The organism is Vreelandella stevensii S18214 (assembly GCF_000275725.1).
Lineage (GTDB): Bacteria > Pseudomonadota > Gammaproteobacteria > Pseudomonadales > Halomonadaceae > Vreelandella > Vreelandella stevensii.
The window spans coordinates 1-17670 of the sequence record NZ_AJTS01000026.1; the positions used below are offsets into that span (position 1 = coordinate 1).

Annotated in this window: 16 protein-coding genes and 1 pseudogene; 3 read left to right on the forward strand and 14 right to left on the reverse strand. The window is 51.9% G+C overall.

Annotated elements, in window-relative coordinates:
• Window positions 1-610: 610 nt before the first annotated feature.
• The 4 genes from HSS18214_RS17865 to HSS18214_RS0105410 are packed head-to-tail and all read right to left on the reverse strand — an operon-like array spanning window position 611 to window position 2806.
• Window positions 611-1390, reverse strand: coding sequence for a hypothetical protein (locus HSS18214_RS17865; protein WP_016914284.1), 780 nt, complete (start codon window positions 1388-1390; stop codon window positions 611-613).
• Window positions 1391-1393: 3 nt separating this feature from the next.
• On the reverse strand, window positions 1394-2101 hold the full coding sequence (locus HSS18214_RS17870; protein WP_443089278.1) for a TIGR03756 family integrating conjugative element protein: 708 nt from the start codon (window positions 2099-2101) through the stop codon (window positions 1394-1396).
• Window positions 2037-2357 (reverse strand): TraU family protein, encoded by a 321-nt coding sequence (locus HSS18214_RS19810; RefSeq protein WP_016914285.1) that lies wholly within the window; start codon window positions 2355-2357, stop codon window positions 2037-2039. The genes HSS18214_RS17870 and HSS18214_RS19810 overlap by 65 nt, the downstream gene beginning before the upstream one ends.
• A complete protein-coding gene (locus tag HSS18214_RS0105410; RefSeq protein WP_016914286.1) occupies window positions 2354-2806 on the reverse strand; it encodes a TIGR03757 family integrating conjugative element protein in 453 nt (150 codons plus the stop codon). Before HSS18214_RS0105410 ends, HSS18214_RS19810 begins: the two co-directional genes overlap by 4 nt.
• Window positions 2807-2927: 121 nt before the next feature.
• On the opposite strand from HSS18214_RS0105410, the gene HSS18214_RS19025 reads away from it, so the two are divergent.
• Window positions 2928-3323, forward strand: coding sequence for a hypothetical protein (locus tag HSS18214_RS19025; protein ID WP_156808476.1), 396 nt, complete (start codon window positions 2928-2930; stop codon window positions 3321-3323).
• 296 nt (window positions 3324-3619) lie between these two features.
• On the opposite strand, the gene HSS18214_RS0105415 is transcribed toward HSS18214_RS19025, so the two are convergent.
• Window positions 3620-5017, reverse strand: coding sequence for a cation:proton antiporter (locus HSS18214_RS0105415; protein ID WP_016914287.1), 1398 nt, complete (start codon window positions 5015-5017; stop codon window positions 3620-3622).
• Between the two features lie 83 nt (window positions 5018-5100).
• On the opposite strand from HSS18214_RS0105415, the gene istA reads away from it, so the two are divergent.
• A complete protein-coding gene (istA, locus tag HSS18214_RS0105420; RefSeq protein ID WP_026001746.1) occupies window positions 5101-6645 on the forward strand; it encodes an IS21 family transposase in 1545 nt (514 codons plus the stop codon).
• A gap of 14 nt (window positions 6646-6659) precedes the next feature.
• Window positions 6660-7415, forward strand: a complete 756-nt coding sequence (gene istB, locus HSS18214_RS0105425; protein WP_016914289.1) for an IS21-like element helper ATPase IstB — start codon at window positions 6660-6662, stop codon at window positions 7413-7415.
• Between the two features lie 301 nt (window positions 7416-7716).
• Here istB and HSS18214_RS18600 read toward each other — a convergent pair whose 3' ends face one another.
• The 9 genes and pseudogenes from HSS18214_RS18600 to HSS18214_RS19470 form a co-directional block, all read right to left on the reverse strand.
• Window positions 7717-9234: an amidase gene (locus tag HSS18214_RS18600; protein ID WP_162129518.1), complete on the reverse strand. Its 1518-nt coding sequence runs from the start codon at window positions 9232-9234 to the stop codon at window positions 7717-7719.
• Between the two features lie 7 nt (window positions 9235-9241).
• Window positions 9242-11023, reverse strand: coding sequence for an NAD(P)/FAD-dependent oxidoreductase (locus tag HSS18214_RS17875; RefSeq protein ID WP_083844160.1), 1782 nt, complete (start codon window positions 11021-11023; stop codon window positions 9242-9244).
• 63 nt (window positions 11024-11086) lie between these two features.
• Window positions 11087-11731 carry a peroxiredoxin-like family protein gene (locus HSS18214_RS0105450; RefSeq protein ID WP_016914295.1) on the reverse strand — a complete coding sequence of 215 codons (645 nt, stop codon included), beginning with the start codon at window positions 11729-11731 and terminating at the stop codon, window positions 11087-11089.
• A 19-nt stretch (window positions 11732-11750) separates the two neighbouring features.
• On the reverse strand, window positions 11751-12569 hold the full coding sequence (locus tag HSS18214_RS18605; protein WP_202801277.1) for a DNA alkylation repair protein: 819 nt from the start codon (window positions 12567-12569) through the stop codon (window positions 11751-11753).
• Complete coding sequence (locus HSS18214_RS18610; protein WP_083844162.1) at window positions 12562-14226, reverse strand: FAD-binding oxidoreductase; 1665 nt, start codon at window positions 14224-14226, stop codon at window positions 12562-12564. The genes HSS18214_RS18605 and HSS18214_RS18610 overlap by 8 nt, the downstream gene beginning before the upstream one ends.
• A 12-nt stretch (window positions 14227-14238) precedes the next feature.
• Window positions 14239-15102 (reverse strand): class I SAM-dependent methyltransferase, encoded by an 864-nt coding sequence (locus tag HSS18214_RS0105465; RefSeq protein ID WP_202801278.1) that lies wholly within the window; start codon window positions 15100-15102, stop codon window positions 14239-14241.
• A 19-nt stretch (window positions 15103-15121) separates the two neighbouring features.
• Entirely contained in the window at window positions 15122-16141 is a 1020-nt protein-coding gene (locus tag HSS18214_RS18615) for a GNAT family N-acetyltransferase (RefSeq protein ID WP_083844163.1), read from the reverse strand.
• A gap of 67 nt (window positions 16142-16208) precedes the next feature.
• Window positions 16209-16718, reverse strand: a complete 510-nt coding sequence (locus HSS18214_RS18620; protein WP_083844164.1) for a MarR family winged helix-turn-helix transcriptional regulator — start codon at window positions 16716-16718, stop codon at window positions 16209-16211.
• A 541-nt stretch (window positions 16719-17259) separates the two neighbouring features.
• Window positions 17260-17670, reverse strand: a pseudogene (locus HSS18214_RS19470) (hypothetical protein); the annotation flags it as partial.

Here is a 17670-nt window from a genome sequence, read left to right on the forward strand (position 1 = left end):
CGCTGCGGGAAGCGCTCTGCCAGCGCTGCTATCCGCACTTGTTTCGTGGACATGGCCTCAGGTTCCTGTGCACCTGTCATGTTGCCCTCGTGCAGTTCTGATGATTGGTCGCCCCTTCCCTCCAACGGGTCCCGTCGAGTTGGTTCCCCGTCTTCTTCGGTACTATGAGCGACTCCGACTCCCGCCCTTCCCTCCGGCTGGCTCCTTATGGTCGCCTGGCCGTACCCCCTAAGTGCCTGCTGTTTGCTTCCGGTACCGTCAGGCACCACAGCACCGGACCGGGAGCTTTCGAGACAGGCAGCCCCGAGCCTGATTCATTACCTCTCGGGGGAGAAAGGCGGGCCTCCCAGGCTCCTGGGAAACCCCTGTGTGGACATGCCCTGCTCTTCGACCCCGGCGGCCCTCCCCTGCCAAGCCATGAAGCAGGATTGTGTTGCCTTCCAGTTTTTGGAGACTGTCGGCGACCACGAAGATCAACATTTCGAGGCTCAATCACACGGCCTATCCACTCGCTGTCTACGCTTCGCAGCGGCGGTTACCCGACGCCACGCAAGACTCGCTACCGGCTGGTGGCTAACCTTGACCGGGTGGGACTTGCACCCACTGGGTTTCAATTCATCCTTTCCACCTCCTCGGTTTCCCGGATGACCAGGCTTTGCCTGGCGCACCCAAAGTAGTTGACGTCGCATACTGACTCATTCGATGTCGTATTGGTGCGTCCATGGAGCAGGTTGTAACCGGCTTTCGCTGTGTCCTCGACAACGCGCATAGGCTCCTGACCGCTGCCTCCACGTTTCTGGCCACCGACCCAGGTACGCCCAGCGTTGCCGGCCTCTGCCTCGGCGGCTTCCTGCGCGGCAACCGCATCCGTGTTAGAGGCCGCAATATTCTGCCAATTCTCCGCCATAGCACTCTGTTGCATCTGCCCACCAATCGTCGCATCGGCCAGGACTTCTGACATGCGCTGACAGGAGAGCTTCGACTTATCGAAGTCGAGCCGCCCCTGAAGCACACCGTTAGTCAAAAGATCGTAAAGCGCGGGGTTGGAGCGCTGGATGATCATGGCAGGCAAGCTGGCGACCGCGCCGGTGGCGTTCTGCACCACACTGCCCATCATGTTCTGAAAGCCATTGGTTAAGCCATTGAGCTGGTTACTCACCGTCGTGCCCAGGTCAAAGTTGCCGCAGGTGGCATTGACGTTCCAACTGACACCTAACCCGGTCAGCCGTGGGCCGTGACCCAGCCCAGCAGATGCGCCTAAAGGTGATGCCCCCCCAATGTCGTAATAGAATCTATCCGCCGCCGACTGCGCCTGTACCATCAGAGGTGCGGCCAGGGCAACGGAGAGGGTCAGTACTTGTAGGCTGGATCGGTACAATTTTCGGTTCATGGCTTATCCCCCGGTAAAGAAGAGCAGTTCTTGGCCTCGCCTAGCACAGCAGCGATAGGGTCTCCACAGCGCCCAGGCGTAATCCCCTGGATCCCGAAGCTGGTGATTTTCTCCCCCATCCGGAAATACCGAACAGGACATGCTCATGTTGGGTTCTAGGCGCTGCCACTTGTGAGTATTGGGATTTCCTTCCATAACGGGGTCAGGAGCCCACTTACCAGCGGACGGGTTGTCGCTTGGAGCCAGTGGTCTGTAGACGTGAGGCTGTCCATTACGTGTTACGACATCCGCCGCACGCTGAGCAGTGGTGGCAGCAACCTTGTAGTCGTGCGGTTGCGAGACGAATCCACTACGCGGATAAATTGGGCTCCATAGATCCCCCACGGACCCCATCTCGCGCACACCCGGTGTCAAGGCCTCTGGGTAGGCCATCTCAGGGAGGGATGATCGCCAGGCCAACGCATCTAGTGTCGATAGGAAGTACGGGGAATAGGGTTGTACATCGCTATTGCAGGAATATCCGAAAGAACTGAGCATCTGATAAAAAACCGCCCCCCCAGGGTGGCCAATCGCATCGGTATTCTTGAACCGTGTGTTGGAATGCCGGCTGGAGGCTTCCTCCGTCGCACGGCCACCGCCCGTTGCGTTACCTATTGGAGGTCGGTGACAACATCGCCACTTCGCTCCAGGGGTTGTCACCGGTGTTCTCATAGGACGACACCACCAACTCAGGAATGTAGTGCTTCACCCGAATCGACGTACGTACCCTACAGCCGCTAAAGGCCGAACAATAGAGCCAAGCGCAGATGCCAATGACCTGGTAGTCGAGGCATTGTGTGCTCATCGACGATGCAATGATCTCGGGGGTAGTGAGCGCACGTGCTTGAGGTGCTGCCGTCATGCTGGCCATACCGATGATCAGGGCGACGGCCAATGCCATAGGCAGATTGAAGAGCGTCCGCGTCATGGGTTGTCATCCTCGTCTCGGCTGTTTGTTCCCTTGGCCCGTGCAATTTCCTCAAGGGCGACACGAACATCTGGTTCTCCGTACACGACATAGCGCCCATCAAGGACAACAGCGGGAACCTTCTCAATACCGAGCATCCAGGCACGCGCAACGCCGGTATAGGTTTCGCCATAGCGTTTCAGGGTGGCCTGCCACTCAGGGCCGCTCATGCGAGATCTGAGTACCTGCTCGGCATGTTCAGAATCCGCTGGCAGGTCTTGCGAGATCAGGCCGTCGAGCCTGGCTGGTGCATCCAGTTCAATCACAACAGCTGACTCAGGCGCGTTGACGATGGGTTCGCCTGCGACGGTAAAGACCTCGACACCGGCGAATGCCACACTCCCCCACGTCAGGGCACTGACGACGCTGCAGGCAACGAGAACGGCGCGTGGCCGAGATGAGATAGGCATGGTCTGGCTTCCACGGCAATGTTAGCGTTCAGGTGTACCGGGAAGCGCTCAGAGGAGCAGTAGAGAATGTTAAATAGATCGGGTAGGGTTTCTTGATTACTCATTTTTTTGGAGACTAGTCTTGACTCACAACTTTGATCAAGCCTTGCATACCTTCTTTGCCCGCTCCACATGCACAGCAGGTGTAACGAGTATACTTATCAAAATGATGATTCTTCCAATAAGCTGGGTACCAAAAGCTCTGGTAGTTCCTTTTATAGCCTTGGCCATCTACGGCATGTATTCATGTGTTAGGGATTTTTCTAGGTCATTACTCCCCAACCCCACACCTCAAGAGCTATTGCCTTATTATCATTCATCTGGCCTTCAGAGCCTCAAACTGTTTCCAGAATTCTTACGCCAGCTCTCTAAACATAAAATATATTTAGCCAGTGGAGTGGTGATATTTATGATTGCGGAAGCAGGAATGGTTTGGATGTTTTTTCTGGTATTAACTTCATTGAAAATAGTGAATTAACCCCATCCAGGGGAGTTGGGCAGGAAAGGAGACATGCACGAGCTTATCGAGCCAGATGAGGAAAGAGAGGAGGAGCTGTCTCAAGGCATGACGTGACCTGCCCAGGGCGCCAAGATTGATGTCACTCACGATTCTATCTCGGGACACTCGAAATCACGCTACTTTTGAATGGTACTGAAAAGATTACGTTTTACTTGACTGTTTGTCATAACAGCGAGGCCATCATAGATGACCTCCAAGGAAATGGACCGTATAAACCTTTCCCGTTGTTGACTGCTTTCGATAATGGACCAAAATCAGCTATTTTTCAGGGTCTCCGCTACAATCTGCGGTTTAGTTGAAGCTTCAGGCATACGGCGTTGATCACTCATCAACCACCGAATAAGAGGAGTGGCAATAAACGTACTAGCGATTGCCATGATTACAAGCATAGTAAAAATCTGTTTCGGAAGAATCCCAAGATCATATGCAATATTCAAGACAATCAGTTCCATTAGCGCTCTAGTATTCATTGATACGCCGATAGCAGCAGCATTTCGCCGACTTTCCCCCATAAGCCGACTGGCAATATAAGAACCGCCAAATTTACTAATAAAAGCTAGCATGCAGATGAGAGCACATATGATCCACTCGCGGGGTGTTTCCAATGTTCCAATATCTGTACGTAACCCAGTGTAGGCAAAAAATACTGGCAGGAAGAACACATAGACAAAACTACTTACCCTCTCCTTCCACTGCGCCACAAACTCTCTGTTATCGTGTAGAGCAGCACCAATAACAAATCCACCGATAATAGCAAATATTCCAAGATTACTAGTGATTGAGGCCGATACAAAAAGAATGATCAATATGTAGGCGACTGTGCTAGTGCGCAAACCACCGACCATCTGAACCTCATGAGACAGCCAACGTTTTAGCAATGGTCGGGCTATAAAAAACACAAAGCCCATATACATCAACACACCTAACATATTAAAAATAAATTGAACTGGCTGGAAGTTAGACATAACGATAGTGGATATAACACCGAGCAATATCCAACCAATGATATCATCGAATGCCGCTGAACCTATTGCTAATGCGGCAGTTCGTGTATGTGACAGGCCTAACTCCATAAAAATACGGCCCAAAATCGGTATTGCCGTAATCGAAAGAGCAACAGCAAAAAATAATTGGAAAGCAAGCAAGTTTGGCCGTGGCTCAGCAATTGTCTCCCACAACCAAGGAGCTGCCAAAAAGCCCAACGTAAAAGGTACAACAATTCCAACGAGGCTTACTACAGCTACCGTGCTACGCCCATTACTTAGTTTTGACTTAAATTCAAATTCAAGTCCAATTTGAAACATGAGCAATACAAGACCAACTTGTGCGATACCAACAAATATTGTTGATGTTTCAGGAACAAAGATCCACTGCATCAACTCAGGAAAAAAATATCCCAATAAGCTTGGCCCCAAAATCAACCCTGCCAGAATTTCGCCAGCTGCTGCTGTTTGCCCAAGGAACTTTCGACTAATCCAAACTACTGCGTATTCCGCCCTATCGTGACCGCCCATTCCGTTTGAACGTGACCGTCTGTTCTGGATGATGGTGACCGCGCATTCCGTTTTATCGTGACCGATTTTGGGCAGTTTTCCGGAATCGCCGGTCACGTTGCCGGAATCGCCGGTCACGTTGCCGGAATCATCGGTCACGTTCCCCCGGAATCACATCCAACACGCTGGAATTCTTTAACTTTATTCGGCATACCCTTCTTTTTCATCACGAGGAAGTGCGGATGCCGGCTGCGAGGATTTCCATGCGACAGATCATCGAGGTCTTGCGCCTCAAGCACGAAGTAGGCCTGAGCCACGACCGCATTGCCCGCGCCTGTGGTCTCTCCAAAGGCGTGGTCGGCAAGTACGTCAGCCAGGCCCAGGCGAAGGGCATCACTTGGCCGTTGCCCGAGGATGCTGATGAGGCCTGGCTGGAAGCACGGCTGTTCCCCGTCAAGGCACCGCCCTCACGCTTTGCTGAGCCGGATTACTTCCAGGTTCATCAGGAACTCAAGACCAAGGGCGTTACCCTGCAACTGCTCTGGGCCGAGTACACGGAACGCCACGGCGACAAGGCCTACCGCTACAGCCAATTCTGCCACCACTACCGGCTCTGGCGGGGGCGGCAACGGCGCAGCATGCGCCAGGTTCACCGGGCCGGCGAGAAGGTCTTTATCGATTACTGCGGACCGACCGTGCCGGTGGTGGACCGGAGCACCGGAGAGATGCGTCAGGCCCAGGTCTTTGTCGCCGTGCTTGGCGCCTCCAGCTACACCTTCGCCGAGGCCACCGGGAGCCAGAGCCTGCCGGACTGGATCGCCTCCCACCAACGGATGCTGACGTTCTTCGGCGGGGTGCCGGCACTGCTGGTTCCGGACAACCTCAAGGCAGCGGTCACCAAGGCGGACCGTTACACCCCGAAGATCAACGAGACTTACGCTGAACTGGCTGCTCACTATCAGACGGCGGTGCTGCCCGCGCGTCCCTACAAGCCCAAGGACAAGGCAAAGGCTGAAGCCGCCGTGCTGTTGGTCGAGCGCTGGATCCTGGCCCGGTTACGGCACCAGACGTTCTTCTCTCTGGCCGAGTTGAACGCCGCCATCGCCGCGTTGTTACCAGCGCTGAACCAGCGCCCGTTCCAAGGACGGACAGAGAGTCGTCAAAGCCTGTTCGATGCCCTCGACCGACCGGCACTACGACCACTCCCCGCCACGCCCTACACCTACGCCGAGTGGCGTAAGGCACGGCCGGGTATCGACTATCACATCGAGATCGAGAAGCGGCTATACAGCGTGCCCCACGCCCTGGTGGGGGTGAAGCTGGACGTTCGGGTGACCGACACCTCCGTGGAGGTCATGCACAAAGGGCAGCGAGTGGCGCTACATCCTCGTCATGGTAAGGGCCGCTTCGCCACCCTGACTGAACACATGCCTAAATCGCACCAGGCCCATCAGAACTGGTCACCGGGACGGTTCCTGAACTGGGCCAATGACATCGGCCCCGGCACGCTGGGCGTGGTGCAGAAGCAGCTCAAGGATCGGCCTCATCCGGAACATGGTTACCGCGCCTGCCTGGGACTTCTGAACCTTAGTCGGCGCTACAGTCGTGATCGCCTGGAGCAGGCCTGTGCCCGGGCGCTGGCCATCCACTCCGCCAGTTACCAGAGCATCACCTCGATCCTGAAGCAGGGGCTGGATCAGTTACCGCTGCCGTTGGTCGAGGAGCCACCGGAACTGACCGAGCTGCCGGTTCACACCAACGTTCGCGGCCCCCACTACTACCACTGATCCCGGAGAAACGTATGCTAACGCACAACACCCTCGATACCTTGCGCCACCTCAAGCTGACGGGCATGGGCGATGCCCTGGAACAACAACGCGCCCAACCGGAAACCCACGACCTGGCGTTCGAGGAACGCCTTGCCCTGTTAGTGGATCGGGAGGTGCTGCACCGGGAAAACCGTCGGCTGGACCGGCTGCTCAAGGCCGCCCGCCTGCGCGTGCCGGCGTGCATCGAAGACATCGATTACCGTCATCCCCGGGGACTGGAACGCTCGCGTATGGCGGCCCTGGCGAGCAGCGACTGGATCCGCCAGTCCCTGAACCTGTGCATCACCGGGCCTACCGGTTGCGGCAAGACCTGGCTGGCCTGTGCCCTGGGCAATCAGGCCTGCCGGCAAGGCCTCTCGGTGCGCTACCTGCGAGTGCCGCGCCTGTTCGAGCAGGTGCGCATCGCGCACGGTGATGGTAGCTACGGTCGGCTGATGAACCAGTTGCTGAAGACCAACCTGCTGATCCTGGATGACTGGGGCATGCAGAAGATCACGGCGCAGCAGCGGCAGGACCTGATGGAAGTAATCGAAGACCGACACGTGCGGGGCTCCACCCTCATCGCCAGCCAGTTACCCACGGAGCACTGGCATGACTACATCGGCTCCGCCACGCTGGCAGACGCCATCATGGATCGGCTCCTGCACGGCGCTCACCGACTCAATCTGAAAGGGGAATCACTGAGAAAAACCAACGCACAAAAAACGGAATCGGTTGACCCATCGTGACCGCTCAGCGTACAAAACTCTCTCCAGCGTGAAGGCCGTGTGCAAATCGGTCACGATCACCGGAATGACCGGTCACGTTCGCCGGAATACGCAAACTACAACACGAGTAACAATCAAAATAACGATGAGTTGATAAAGCAGCTGCAAAGCAATATGTTCCGCCGAGGCACCTACTGCCGAGTGTACTTGTTCTACTATTACCGTAGATGTATCTGTCACTTCCATTATATTGCTTGACACACTCATCAGCTGCCCCCTTAAAGTAAGTTTCACATGTATGGCTAGTAATGCGCTAACTTGATTAAACTGGAGATATTCGCCAACCACCAAGAACTTGCTCAATTCCAAGAGCAGCAGCAATCGTTAGGTGATCCCGACCATGTAGTCCAACAATCTGTACCGATAGAGGAAATCCGTTATCATCCCGCCCAATAGGCGCAACTGTAGCGGGCATTTCCAGTGCGTTAAATAAAGCGGATAAACCAATATCAAAAGGACGGAGGAAAGCATGTCCATGACGGGGAGCCGCCCGTGGGACAGGAGGCAACAAAAGGATGGCGTCGCCTTCAAGAGCTGTTTCAAGATGCATACGTAACATCGAGCCGAGCAGTTTCTTAGCAGATAATTGGGTTTGGTTCGGCGACATCCACTTTTCAGACAGACAGGTAAGTGCTGCAGCTAGCGTGTGATTAGGCCGCCCGGCTAATCGATAGAACATTTCCCGCATCAGTGCGAGAGGCCTATCCAGCCCAACCATTTCCTGCATGCTTGGGCCTTCAGCAGCAGCGATAGTGCTAGCCCAGATATCAAAAGCTCCGGCCAACAACTTATCGTTCCAGGGGATAACTATTGCTCCCAATGCTTCGAGCGCGCATGCAGCTTTGAGCACAGCTGAACTGACAGCTGGGGTGACAACTCGCCCCCCTCTTAATGATGGTGCATCACAAACTAGTACTCGCCTTCCCTTGAGTAACGAAATCGAAGACTCCTGCAACTTACAAGGTTCGATGTTGGTGTCGATACCATCCGGCCCTGATATAGCTCGCAGAATTAGCATCAGATCTTCCGCACTGCGGGCAATGGGTCCAGGTGCAAAATATCGCGCTTGTTCCTGTGCGCCCGGAGTGCTGACGAACTTCGCATCAAGTGGAACATGACCACTCAATGGCACTATTCGGCTGGATGGTTTATGACCGAAAACGCCACAATATGCAGCAGGAATTCGTATTGACCCACCACCATCAGTTCCCAGCCCAAAGACTGAGCCACCTGACGCGACAATTGCCGCTTCTCCGCCACTGCTTCCACCAGCAGTATGACCATTGCGCCACGGGTTTTCAGTCCGCCCATAGACTAAATTTTTAGACTCAGGCCAGAGGGCCATCTCGGACTGATTTGTTAATCCAATAACGATTGCACCAGCGTTACGAATCCTCGCTACGACTGTGGCGTCGCTTTCAGCTCGTTGCCCCTGGCGCAGTCTGGAGCCGGACGTATGTGGCCACCCTTGAAGCCCAAGCCCTTCTTTAACCGTACAAGGGATACCGAATAACGCTCCCACCGGTTCCCGTCTACAGATTTTCTTCTCTGCTTCCTGCGCCTCTCTGATACCCTCCTGAAAGCGCTCTAATACAATGGCATTGACCTTGGCATTTATGCGACTCGCATGATCAATATGCGCATGCACTACTTCTACCGGAGATACCTCCCGTTGCCTAATAAGCAAAGCTAGCTGAGCAGCTCCCAGTGTAAGAAAGTCATCAACCGGTGCCGAGTTTGAGCATGCTACCAATGGGCTGAAAATCTTCCCTGTTTCCATAAAGCCCTCACTCAGCCGTGGTCGCATCACTTTGCTTGGCGTTCGAAGTTACCCCCGTAAATTCAACCATCCGAGGTACTCCACCACCTTGCATATTATCTAGTGGCGGGCACTTGGCCCGCTCATATTCAGGAAGGCGGAGAAAACCACCATTTGGCTCGAAGGGCGAAGCCAGAACAGGTGATGACTGCCCATATTTGTAAAACAGGGATGGACGTATTCTCAGCACCAATGACCGCATCGTGTCCTTGAGTGCTCCACAGAGATGACGCGTAGCTAGTTTGGCGTGCTTAACCGAAGGCCTCCAGGCTACATATCCCATCAATTTCAGACGTAATACCACAAGTAGCCAAAAATAGCGGGCGGCATAGCCTGGCCGCGCCTTCTCATCGGCACGGTACAAATCGAAATTGATAGATTGCGAATACAGATTCGGCAGCAATTCTGGCCCTAAATGAGGGTTGGACTCAGCGACTGCATCTAAAAGGCAGGGGAAAGGATAAGGCGGAGGCTGGTCTTCAGGGCTAAAGCGAGGCAACAGCTCAGCCAATTGACGAGCCTGGTTCCCATCCAGAAAACCTCCATTAACATAAGTTGGCAACAAAATGTGAAAATACGCCATATTAGCGAAAAGCAGCGTCCAGGACATCCGCAGAGGATCGTGCATGATTTCGTACCACTTGCTCCACGTATCCTGTAATGCTAGTTGTGCCTGGATGTGGGCATGTAGGCAATCAATATAGGATTGGTGCAGCAAACCATCGATATCTTTGCGAATCATTGCCGCAACGTGAGGTATCTGCTGTGCAAGGTAAGCTAGGCCAGCACTGTTCGCCGGATCAAACGTAAATGCAGCATCACCGATCAGGAACCAGCCATCCGTCGAATAATACTGTTTCGACTCATACATATAGTTCCGATAGGCATTAATGTCATGCACATCACCAGAATGGACAAGGTCACAGAGCAGCGGATGCTCTTTCTCCATATGGGCCAGAAAATCCTCGACGCTCTTAAAATCCTGATTGTGCATTTCCGGCCGATAGGTGATGCCGATACTGACCAAGTCTTCACCAGTTTCAGAGCGCATAGGAATAACCCATATCCAATAGCCTCTGCCATAGAAATGGTGTGTAACATAATAAGGGTCGTAGCAGTGGTGCTCGACGCGATGCGCTTTTATATTGGCAAGTTTAGTTCGATCAAAATTTTTCAGACGAAACCAGAAAGAGCTGCGCTGATAAGATGGAGGCTTCTTCAGATTGAATTTCCGGGCAAGAAAGCGGCTACGACCCGAAGCATCCACCACCCAATCCACATCAATAAATGACGCATCACCATTCCGATGCTTAACTCCAACACGATGCAGATGTTGAACACCGACATTGAGCTCAGTGTCGACAACATCGCCATCCACAAAGGTTATGCCTAATGTTTCATTGATCTGCCGAATGTCCCGATCAAACGTCCACCTATTCAGGTTGAATGCAGGCATACGAATGACACCAGGAGCCTCATGAATGACATATTTTCGGCAATCTGGCTCAGGAGACAATTTGAAATAATAGCTGAGTCCATACTTATGATAATGACGCTCTTCGAGGAGCTGGGACAGCCCAAGCCCTTTGAGAAAGTGTGTCGTCAACTCAACAGTAGACTCTCCTACCAATGGGCGTTGGCGATCATGCCTGCCAATTACCACTACTTCTACATCCGGCAGCCGCTTATAAAAGTACATAGCAGCTAAGTTACCTGCGACACCAGCCCCGATGATTGCGATTTTCTTCATCTGCACAAATCCATGTGTTTTATGGAGATTATGTCTTGTTATCCCATCCCAACTGACGAATAGTCAGAGTGACTGAAGGATATCAACAATGTCAGATGGCTCAATTCTGCGCGTATAGTCGCTATCGACAAACGCATAGGAAACCTTCTTATCTCGATTGATAATGAACGTCGCAGCTAACGGCAGCTCGTAACTCTCATCACCATTTACCTTAGGAAGATCAGCTCCTAGTGCCGAATAGATCGGCCGCATTTCATCAGAAAGCGTAAATACTAAGCCATAGGCACGCGCCACCGTGTTCCCAGAGTCACTGAGCACAGGGAAGGTAGTTTTTAGTTGGTCGACTGTGGCCTCCGTTGCTTCAGGAGTCTGTGGTGATATGGCGACAAGTGCCGCACCTGCCTGCTGGATTTTCGGCAATTCACGCTGCAGTGCCGCTAACGTCAAATTGCAGAACGGACACCAGAGTCCACGATAAAAACTGAGGACAACAGGGCCATCTTTCAAAAGCTCATCCAGGCTGACCTTGTTGCCTGTTGCATCCGGCAATTCAAAAGAAGGAGCCTGTTCGTTGACCTTGAGAGCCTTCTCCGCAATACCCGACTCTGCCAATTTCTGCGCCGCATTCCCCATAGCGTAAAGCACATCTGCCGGGACTTGTTCACCCAGAGATTTTTTAAAAGCATCGATTTCCGATAAAAGCGACATAAAGATCTCCTTACATTGGTTAGTTACTACTTTTCTTTGGTTTTTGAGTTGTCTGGCTATCTTTCCGAATACTCCGCATAGCCTTATTAATGATTCGTTCTGTAGTAGCGTTGCCACTACCGCTCCACTTATCACAAAGCTGAATCACCCACTTCGGTGATGTCTTACTTGCGTCATTGAGCCAATTGGCAACGGAGTCTTGGACATAACGGGATACGTCCTCTTTGAGTGGTTCTAGCAACGGCTCAGCGATTATTGGATTCGTCTTGAGTTGCATAATGTGTTCACACCACACTCCGCGAGGCCGAGTACTTTCGACGGCAAAACGCCGTATGTTAGGATCTTCTGAGTCTGTCCATGTGACTAGCAACTCAATAGCATCGCTAATCTTCTGCGCAATATAGGGGCGCACAGCCAACCATGCCCACTCACGTACACCAAAGTGCGTGTCTGCAGCAAAGGGGCGTGCGGCATTGAGCCGGTCGAACAAAGAAGCGTCAGGATTGGATCGCGTTGCAGCAAAAGCTGCCCACGAGCGCACAGTATCCGATGGGTGCCTTGTCAGTTTATCCAGGGTAGATTCGTTGTATGTCTTTGGATAACGCAGTAACACTTCCCCAATAGCCACCCCAATAGCAGAAATTTGATGACTAATCCCTTTATCAGACACTCTTTGGTGTGCTTCGCGGACCTGAGCCAACTCATCACCCAAACCCAACTCAGGAAGAACCGAATGGATCAATACAGCCTGATCAATAGCAAGGCACTCGGCGAGATTTGTCGTTTGTGCTACACCACTTTCCAGCTCAGCTTTTCTTTCAGGTAATAAATTAGCCATCACGCCCCTCATTTACAGGCTCAAGAGCAGCCTTATCAGCTCTGGCAGATATGCTTTGCCAACGACCAGGAGAAATCAGGCCCTGAGGGTCTAGAGCCCCCTTAATCTGTGCTACAACTCTCCAGCATGATTTTTCTGGATCCGATATTGATGTGGCGTACCGAGTGTGAAGCCGGTAAGGTACAAAACCCTCTTTACGACCAGCTTTAAATAAAGCATGCCAGCACTCATCTGCACGCCGGCAAGCATCCTCATCGCCACGGTCAAACAGGATAGGCAAAGTACAATCGAAACTTCTTTCGGATATGCTCGTAAGTGTAATAGGTGCTTCGAACCCATATTCTGCACAAGTAGTTCGTACCAACTCTACAAAATGGCGCACTGTCATACTGCGAATTGGAACGATCGGTGCATACCAGAGCAGGCCGCACCCATCACGCGCAGGATGAAGCTCAGTCTCAGGCGCCTTGCCTCCCTTCCAATACGCCAGTGGTAGGGCCACCTCGCTCGGTACTCCTTCTAACAGGGAAATTCCTTGTCTCATAACATCGAGCGTCCGAGCCATGCGTTGTGTCTTGGTCCATGGCAAACGACCAAATAATGCCGCCATCCATCCAGCTTTTGCAGATGTCATGAAGATTACACGGCTTGCCGTACCAGCCAGTGCCTTGCGCACCAACCAGCGGGTAGCAGAAGCATGTCGTCGTGAGCCGTAGACCGACCCAATTCCCATCCACGCAGCGGCGCCAGCTCTTCGGGCAAGTGCCTCCAATAGTTGATCAGATAATGGCTGCCCTGGAATCACATGTTCCACCGGATAGCTCTGAGACATAGCCATAACGCGGGCAGCACTCATCAAGTTGATTCCACCGACATTAGCCCCCGATGTCTGTAGGATCTTCCGAACCGCTTCGACAGCCGACTCAAGTTGCTGATCTGAATCGATCCAGAAATAGAAAGCCTCGATGCATTCTGGCCGTCGGGCCAACACCACCGTCATTTCAGTGACAATCCCAATGTTGCCCTGAGAGAAAAGCCCATCAACATATGGGCCAATACCCCATTTAAAACCGCTTGCAGCCCCTTCCTCCAACATTGAGGAGCGGTAAACCGTGCCATCAGGCAAAATAGCCTCGACCGACACAACCGCAGCAAAATGATCGGCTATAGGAGTAATGCCATATCCTCTCTCCAAAGCATTGCCGACAATACTGCACCCCGGGCCGGCCCCCGTGGTAGGCACCATGAACGGAAAATCACGTTCATCCAGCCAAGAGCGTAGCTCAGCCTGCGTTACTCCTGGCTCGATGGTTGCAAGCCCTAGCTCTGAATCAAATGAACGAATCCGGCACATCCGAGATAGATCGACAATCACACACCCGTCAACTGGAGCATTTGCCGATCCATACCCCCAATTCCGCCCCGTGCTAATCGGATGAAGCGGTACGTTGTACATAGCAGCGATGCGAACAAGCTCCTGCACCTCGGCAGTAGTGACTGGGAGCAAAACTGCCAAGGGTAAACTGGAGAACTCGCTAGTATCTTTTGTATAGCGCTGTAATTCCGCCCTATCATCGATGACAGCTTCCGGACCAAGAGCAATACGCCAAGATTGCAAAGCGAGGGTTATCACATCAATAGGTATGCGGTTCAACATAGCGAACGACCATCACAGTGCATTGGGCAAACCACCGAGGCTTAGGAACAGGGACAATTGTCGGACATCCGCTTTGCGAGCTCTCGGGAGCGCACGAAATCGACGTTTCAACTCCTTCTTAGCTACTATCACCCCAGACCGTACCGGACTCTTTATGACTATCTGGAAGGGGCTGAGGAACGTCGCGTATAGACGCCCTCGCCCATATAGATGACGATTCACCACTCTCTCAAAGCTATCTTTGGAAAACGCGGCGTGTAAGGAGTGGAAATAGTCATCAATAAGCTCCTGACTCTCTCCAGCAGCAGCCCTACTAACGAAGTAGCGAATAGAATCAGCATTACGGAGCCGACCAAAGTCATTAAAGTAAATCGCCCCTTCCGGTTTCAGCACCCGTGAAACCTGAGCAAAGGTTCGATCTAGAGACTCCTCATCAGGAAGGTGATGAAAAGCCATTGAGGACACCACCACATCAACACTCTGGTCAGCAACATCAATCAGTGTTGTCATATCAGCACTACGTAACTCAATATTAGAGATATTCCTCTCGCGCAGTGTCTTTGCTGCCTGATCAAGCATGGGCTTAGAAAGATCAACACCGATAAATTCGGCACGCGGATTTAGCTCCGCTAATTGGCCTATCAAATTGCCTGGTCCACACCCAAGATCCAGGACGACATCATTTGGGCGAACTAGCTGACACATGTGTGCAAGGTGATACAGATAAGCCCCAGCAAGCGCACCACTCTGCCGTCCACCATGCGAATAGGCCGAAACGGACTCATTACCGTCCATAATCAGACAAGGTTCAGGGGTACGCTCTAAAGAGCTGCGCGCCGTTACTTCTCGGATCGCTGTTTTAATTAGTTCTGGCATCAACATTCCATGTCTCCAATTAACCAAGGGCAACAAGGCTCAGCTTACTAGCAGTCTTAGTTTCTAGACTTTTATTAACAAGGCCAGGATATATATTTTCTATAGCTTTTTTTATCTGACGAGGCAGTTCACCAAATTCAATCCGACAGGAAAGAAAGTAGGCAATCACATCGTCTTCCGACCAAATTGGAGGGGATGAAAGAGTAAATGGAAAATATGAATTTTGTGGAAGTTCGACTTGCTCAATAAAATCCTCAACAAAAAATCGATAAAGATTTGTACGCCGACCGGCGATAGTAATCTCCATACCACCACGATCATATACATCCCTATAACGAGCTGGTCCATTTGTAAGATCAATATGGAGAGGGGTCGAAAGAGCACCATTTAATGCATTATATTTCCGGGTAGGGCCTAAGCGTTCAAAAAGAAGTCCATTACAATAGAAAGTTCGTACTCTCGGATGAACAGCGATAACCAGATCCTCTATCATTCGGTACCGCCGTGCCCATCGAAACAGTGTGTTATAAAGAATCAGTGGTATCCCGCGCCCCCTTACATCCGATGCAACCGCAAGTGTTCCTACCTCAGCAAGGCGTCTACCGTTGTAACGTAATCCTGCTACTTCCACAGGATGCACTCCCTCCATAGGAAGACCGATAGGCGAGTCCTCAACTAAGGAAATGGTGCCGATAATCCTTCCCTCTTTTTCTGCAATAAAAGTCGTAGTTCCTGGCAAGATATGGAATGGAGAAAATGTCAGTCCTGAGCGCGTAGGGGTAGCAATACCACGCTCAACATAAGAAGTATGTACAAGACGGAAAGCCTGTTCCTTTTCATCTAATGAACTGGCCAGCCTGAACCGAACACCACTAAGCTCCTTTTGATCAACCTTGAGCCGATGAACAAGCTCTCGACGATATAATGAGGCTGGAACCAAGGAAGTTGGAGACCACTTTCTTGACTTAATTCGATCAGTTACAGTATTGATAGTTAATTTTGGAGATACCGCTCTTTGACCACCATCAAAATGCAACATGTTCGTCCCCTTGTATTAATAAGCAGAATAATCCCTCTCCACCACGGGCCTAATAATACTTAAAATATTATTTCAATCCTATGTCGTCACCACGTGCAGAATCTGTATTTTTCCAAATTTTTTGTAATAAGCGCTCAAATTCACTCTGCTCTTCTTCTGTCAATCCACTCAGTAAATTGCTAATCCAAGAAGCATGTTCGACAAACACCTTCTCAACTAACTTATTACCTTTCTCCGTAGATCGGACGAAAATACGTCTACGATCATCGTTGTCATGAGTACGATGAGTCAAACCATTACTTTCCAGTCCATCCAGTAATCCTGTAATTGTCCCTCTAGTTACCCCAGCCAACTGTGCCAACTCAGAGGGAATCACACCTTCAGATCGCTTCCTAAGTAATAGCAGAACGATTAAGCGCCCCTCTGATAGCCCAAATGTGCCAAGTCGCTTCCCACAGTCATCATCAATCGCAGCAGCAGCAGAAAGTAGCTCAAAACACAGCTGAACCCCTCTTAGACTTTCGGGACTTTGAGTTTCAAGCTGTTCCAACATCGCCGCATGTTTAGGTCTCAGCATCATAATTTACCAGCATATTGTATGGCACCAAATCATAATATGAGAAAACTTTATGGCTGTCAAGCAAGATCATCACTTCGACTTGCTATATTCTCAATCGACGGAAACGAGCCAATGAGAGTGACACTTGTCGAATTAAAACTCTGCATAGATGCTCAGCCCATTGCCAGGTTCTTCTCTATGACCGTGCTCGAACTCACTATCGATGATCCAGCACTCGATCTCAGTATCTGCCTCCCAAGAACCTGTCAGGCGGGTGATCTCGGGATTTGAATGAAAGCGAGCACGAAGTGAGACGTAATGTGGAATGATCCCGAACCACTGGCAACAAGTGAAGTTGTCTCCAGCAAGCAATTAGATCCAAAGCTTATGAATCGCAGAGATATAAATAGTATCTGGTTCTGCTACACCACTGGGGCGAACATAAAGGTGTCGTCGATTCAGTCGGGTAGACCGGGCGATTGCTCGACCCGGCCCCCCACAGATCCGAGCATGCACGATTAGCGCACTCGGCTCCTCAATCACCAGTTTCACTGAAGGCTCAGCACTGCTGCATGATCCGCGCAGCAGGTAGGGGCAGCAGCTGAAACAGCTGGTCCGCTTTTGCCCACGAGAAGTACGCTCGTTGGGATCGGCGTCTCAGCCACTTCACCCACACCAGCCGCACTCGGTAGAGAAACAGCTGGAGGGATCGAATGTTGCCCCTGATGCCGTAGTAGGCGTAGTGCCCCTGTACTTTCCGCCTTAGCAGCCTGTGCTGCTCTCGGATCGGCAGGTGTCGGCTCCAGCGACACCAAAGAGCAATCCGCTTGAGTCCTCGCCGAAACCTGTCCTTCGCCGTCTTACGCTTGATAATCAGGCGTCCGCGACGTGACTTTCCCCAATAGTGGGTAAAGCCCAGGAAGTCGAAGGTCTCAGCGCGCTGCCCCGATCGCGGCCGGAACCGCACTAG

Excerpts from the sequence above, each read along its gene's own strand:
- HSS18214_RS17865 (WP_016914284.1), bottom strand. The coding sequence starts at position 1,390 with ATGAACCGAAAATTGTACCGATCCAGCCTACAAGTACTGACCCTCTCC.
- HSS18214_RS17870 (WP_443089278.1), bottom strand. The coding sequence starts at position 2,101 with ATGAGAACACCGGTGACAACCCCTGGAGCGAAGTGGCGATGTTGTCAC.
- HSS18214_RS19810 (WP_016914285.1), bottom strand. The coding sequence starts at position 2,357 with ATGACGCGGACGCTCTTCAATCTGCCTATGGCATTGGCCGTCGCCCTG.
- HSS18214_RS0105410 (WP_016914286.1), bottom strand. The coding sequence starts at position 2,806 with ATGCCTATCTCATCTCGGCCACGCGCCGTTCTCGTTGCCTGCAGCGTC.
- istA (WP_026001746.1), top strand. The coding sequence starts at position 5,101 with ATGCCGGCTGCGAGGATTTCCATGCGACAGATCATCGAGGTCTTGCGC.
- istB (WP_016914289.1), top strand. The coding sequence starts at position 6,660 with ATGCTAACGCACAACACCCTCGATACCTTGCGCCACCTCAAGCTGACG.
- HSS18214_RS18600 (WP_162129518.1), bottom strand. The coding sequence starts at position 9,234 with ATGGAAACAGGGAAGATTTTCAGCCCATTGGTAGCATGCTCAAACTCG.
- HSS18214_RS17875 (WP_083844160.1), bottom strand. The coding sequence starts at position 11,023 with ATGAAGAAAATCGCAATCATCGGGGCTGGTGTCGCAGGTAACTTAGCT.
- HSS18214_RS0105450 (WP_016914295.1), bottom strand. The coding sequence starts at position 11,731 with ATGTCGCTTTTATCGGAAATCGATGCTTTTAAAAAATCTCTGGGTGAA.
- HSS18214_RS18605 (WP_202801277.1), bottom strand. The coding sequence starts at position 12,569 with ATGGCTAATTTATTACCTGAAAGAAAAGCTGAGCTGGAAAGTGGTGTA.
- HSS18214_RS18610 (WP_083844162.1), bottom strand. The coding sequence starts at position 14,226 with ATGTTGAACCGCATACCTATTGATGTGATAACCCTCGCTTTGCAATCT.
- HSS18214_RS0105465 (WP_202801278.1), bottom strand. The coding sequence starts at position 15,102 with ATGCCAGAACTAATTAAAACAGCGATCCGAGAAGTAACGGCGCGCAGC.
- HSS18214_RS18615 (WP_083844163.1), bottom strand. The coding sequence starts at position 16,141 with ATGTTGCATTTTGATGGTGGTCAAAGAGCGGTATCTCCAAAATTAACT.
- HSS18214_RS18620 (WP_083844164.1), bottom strand. The coding sequence starts at position 16,718 with ATGCTGAGACCTAAACATGCGGCGATGTTGGAACAGCTTGAAACTCAA.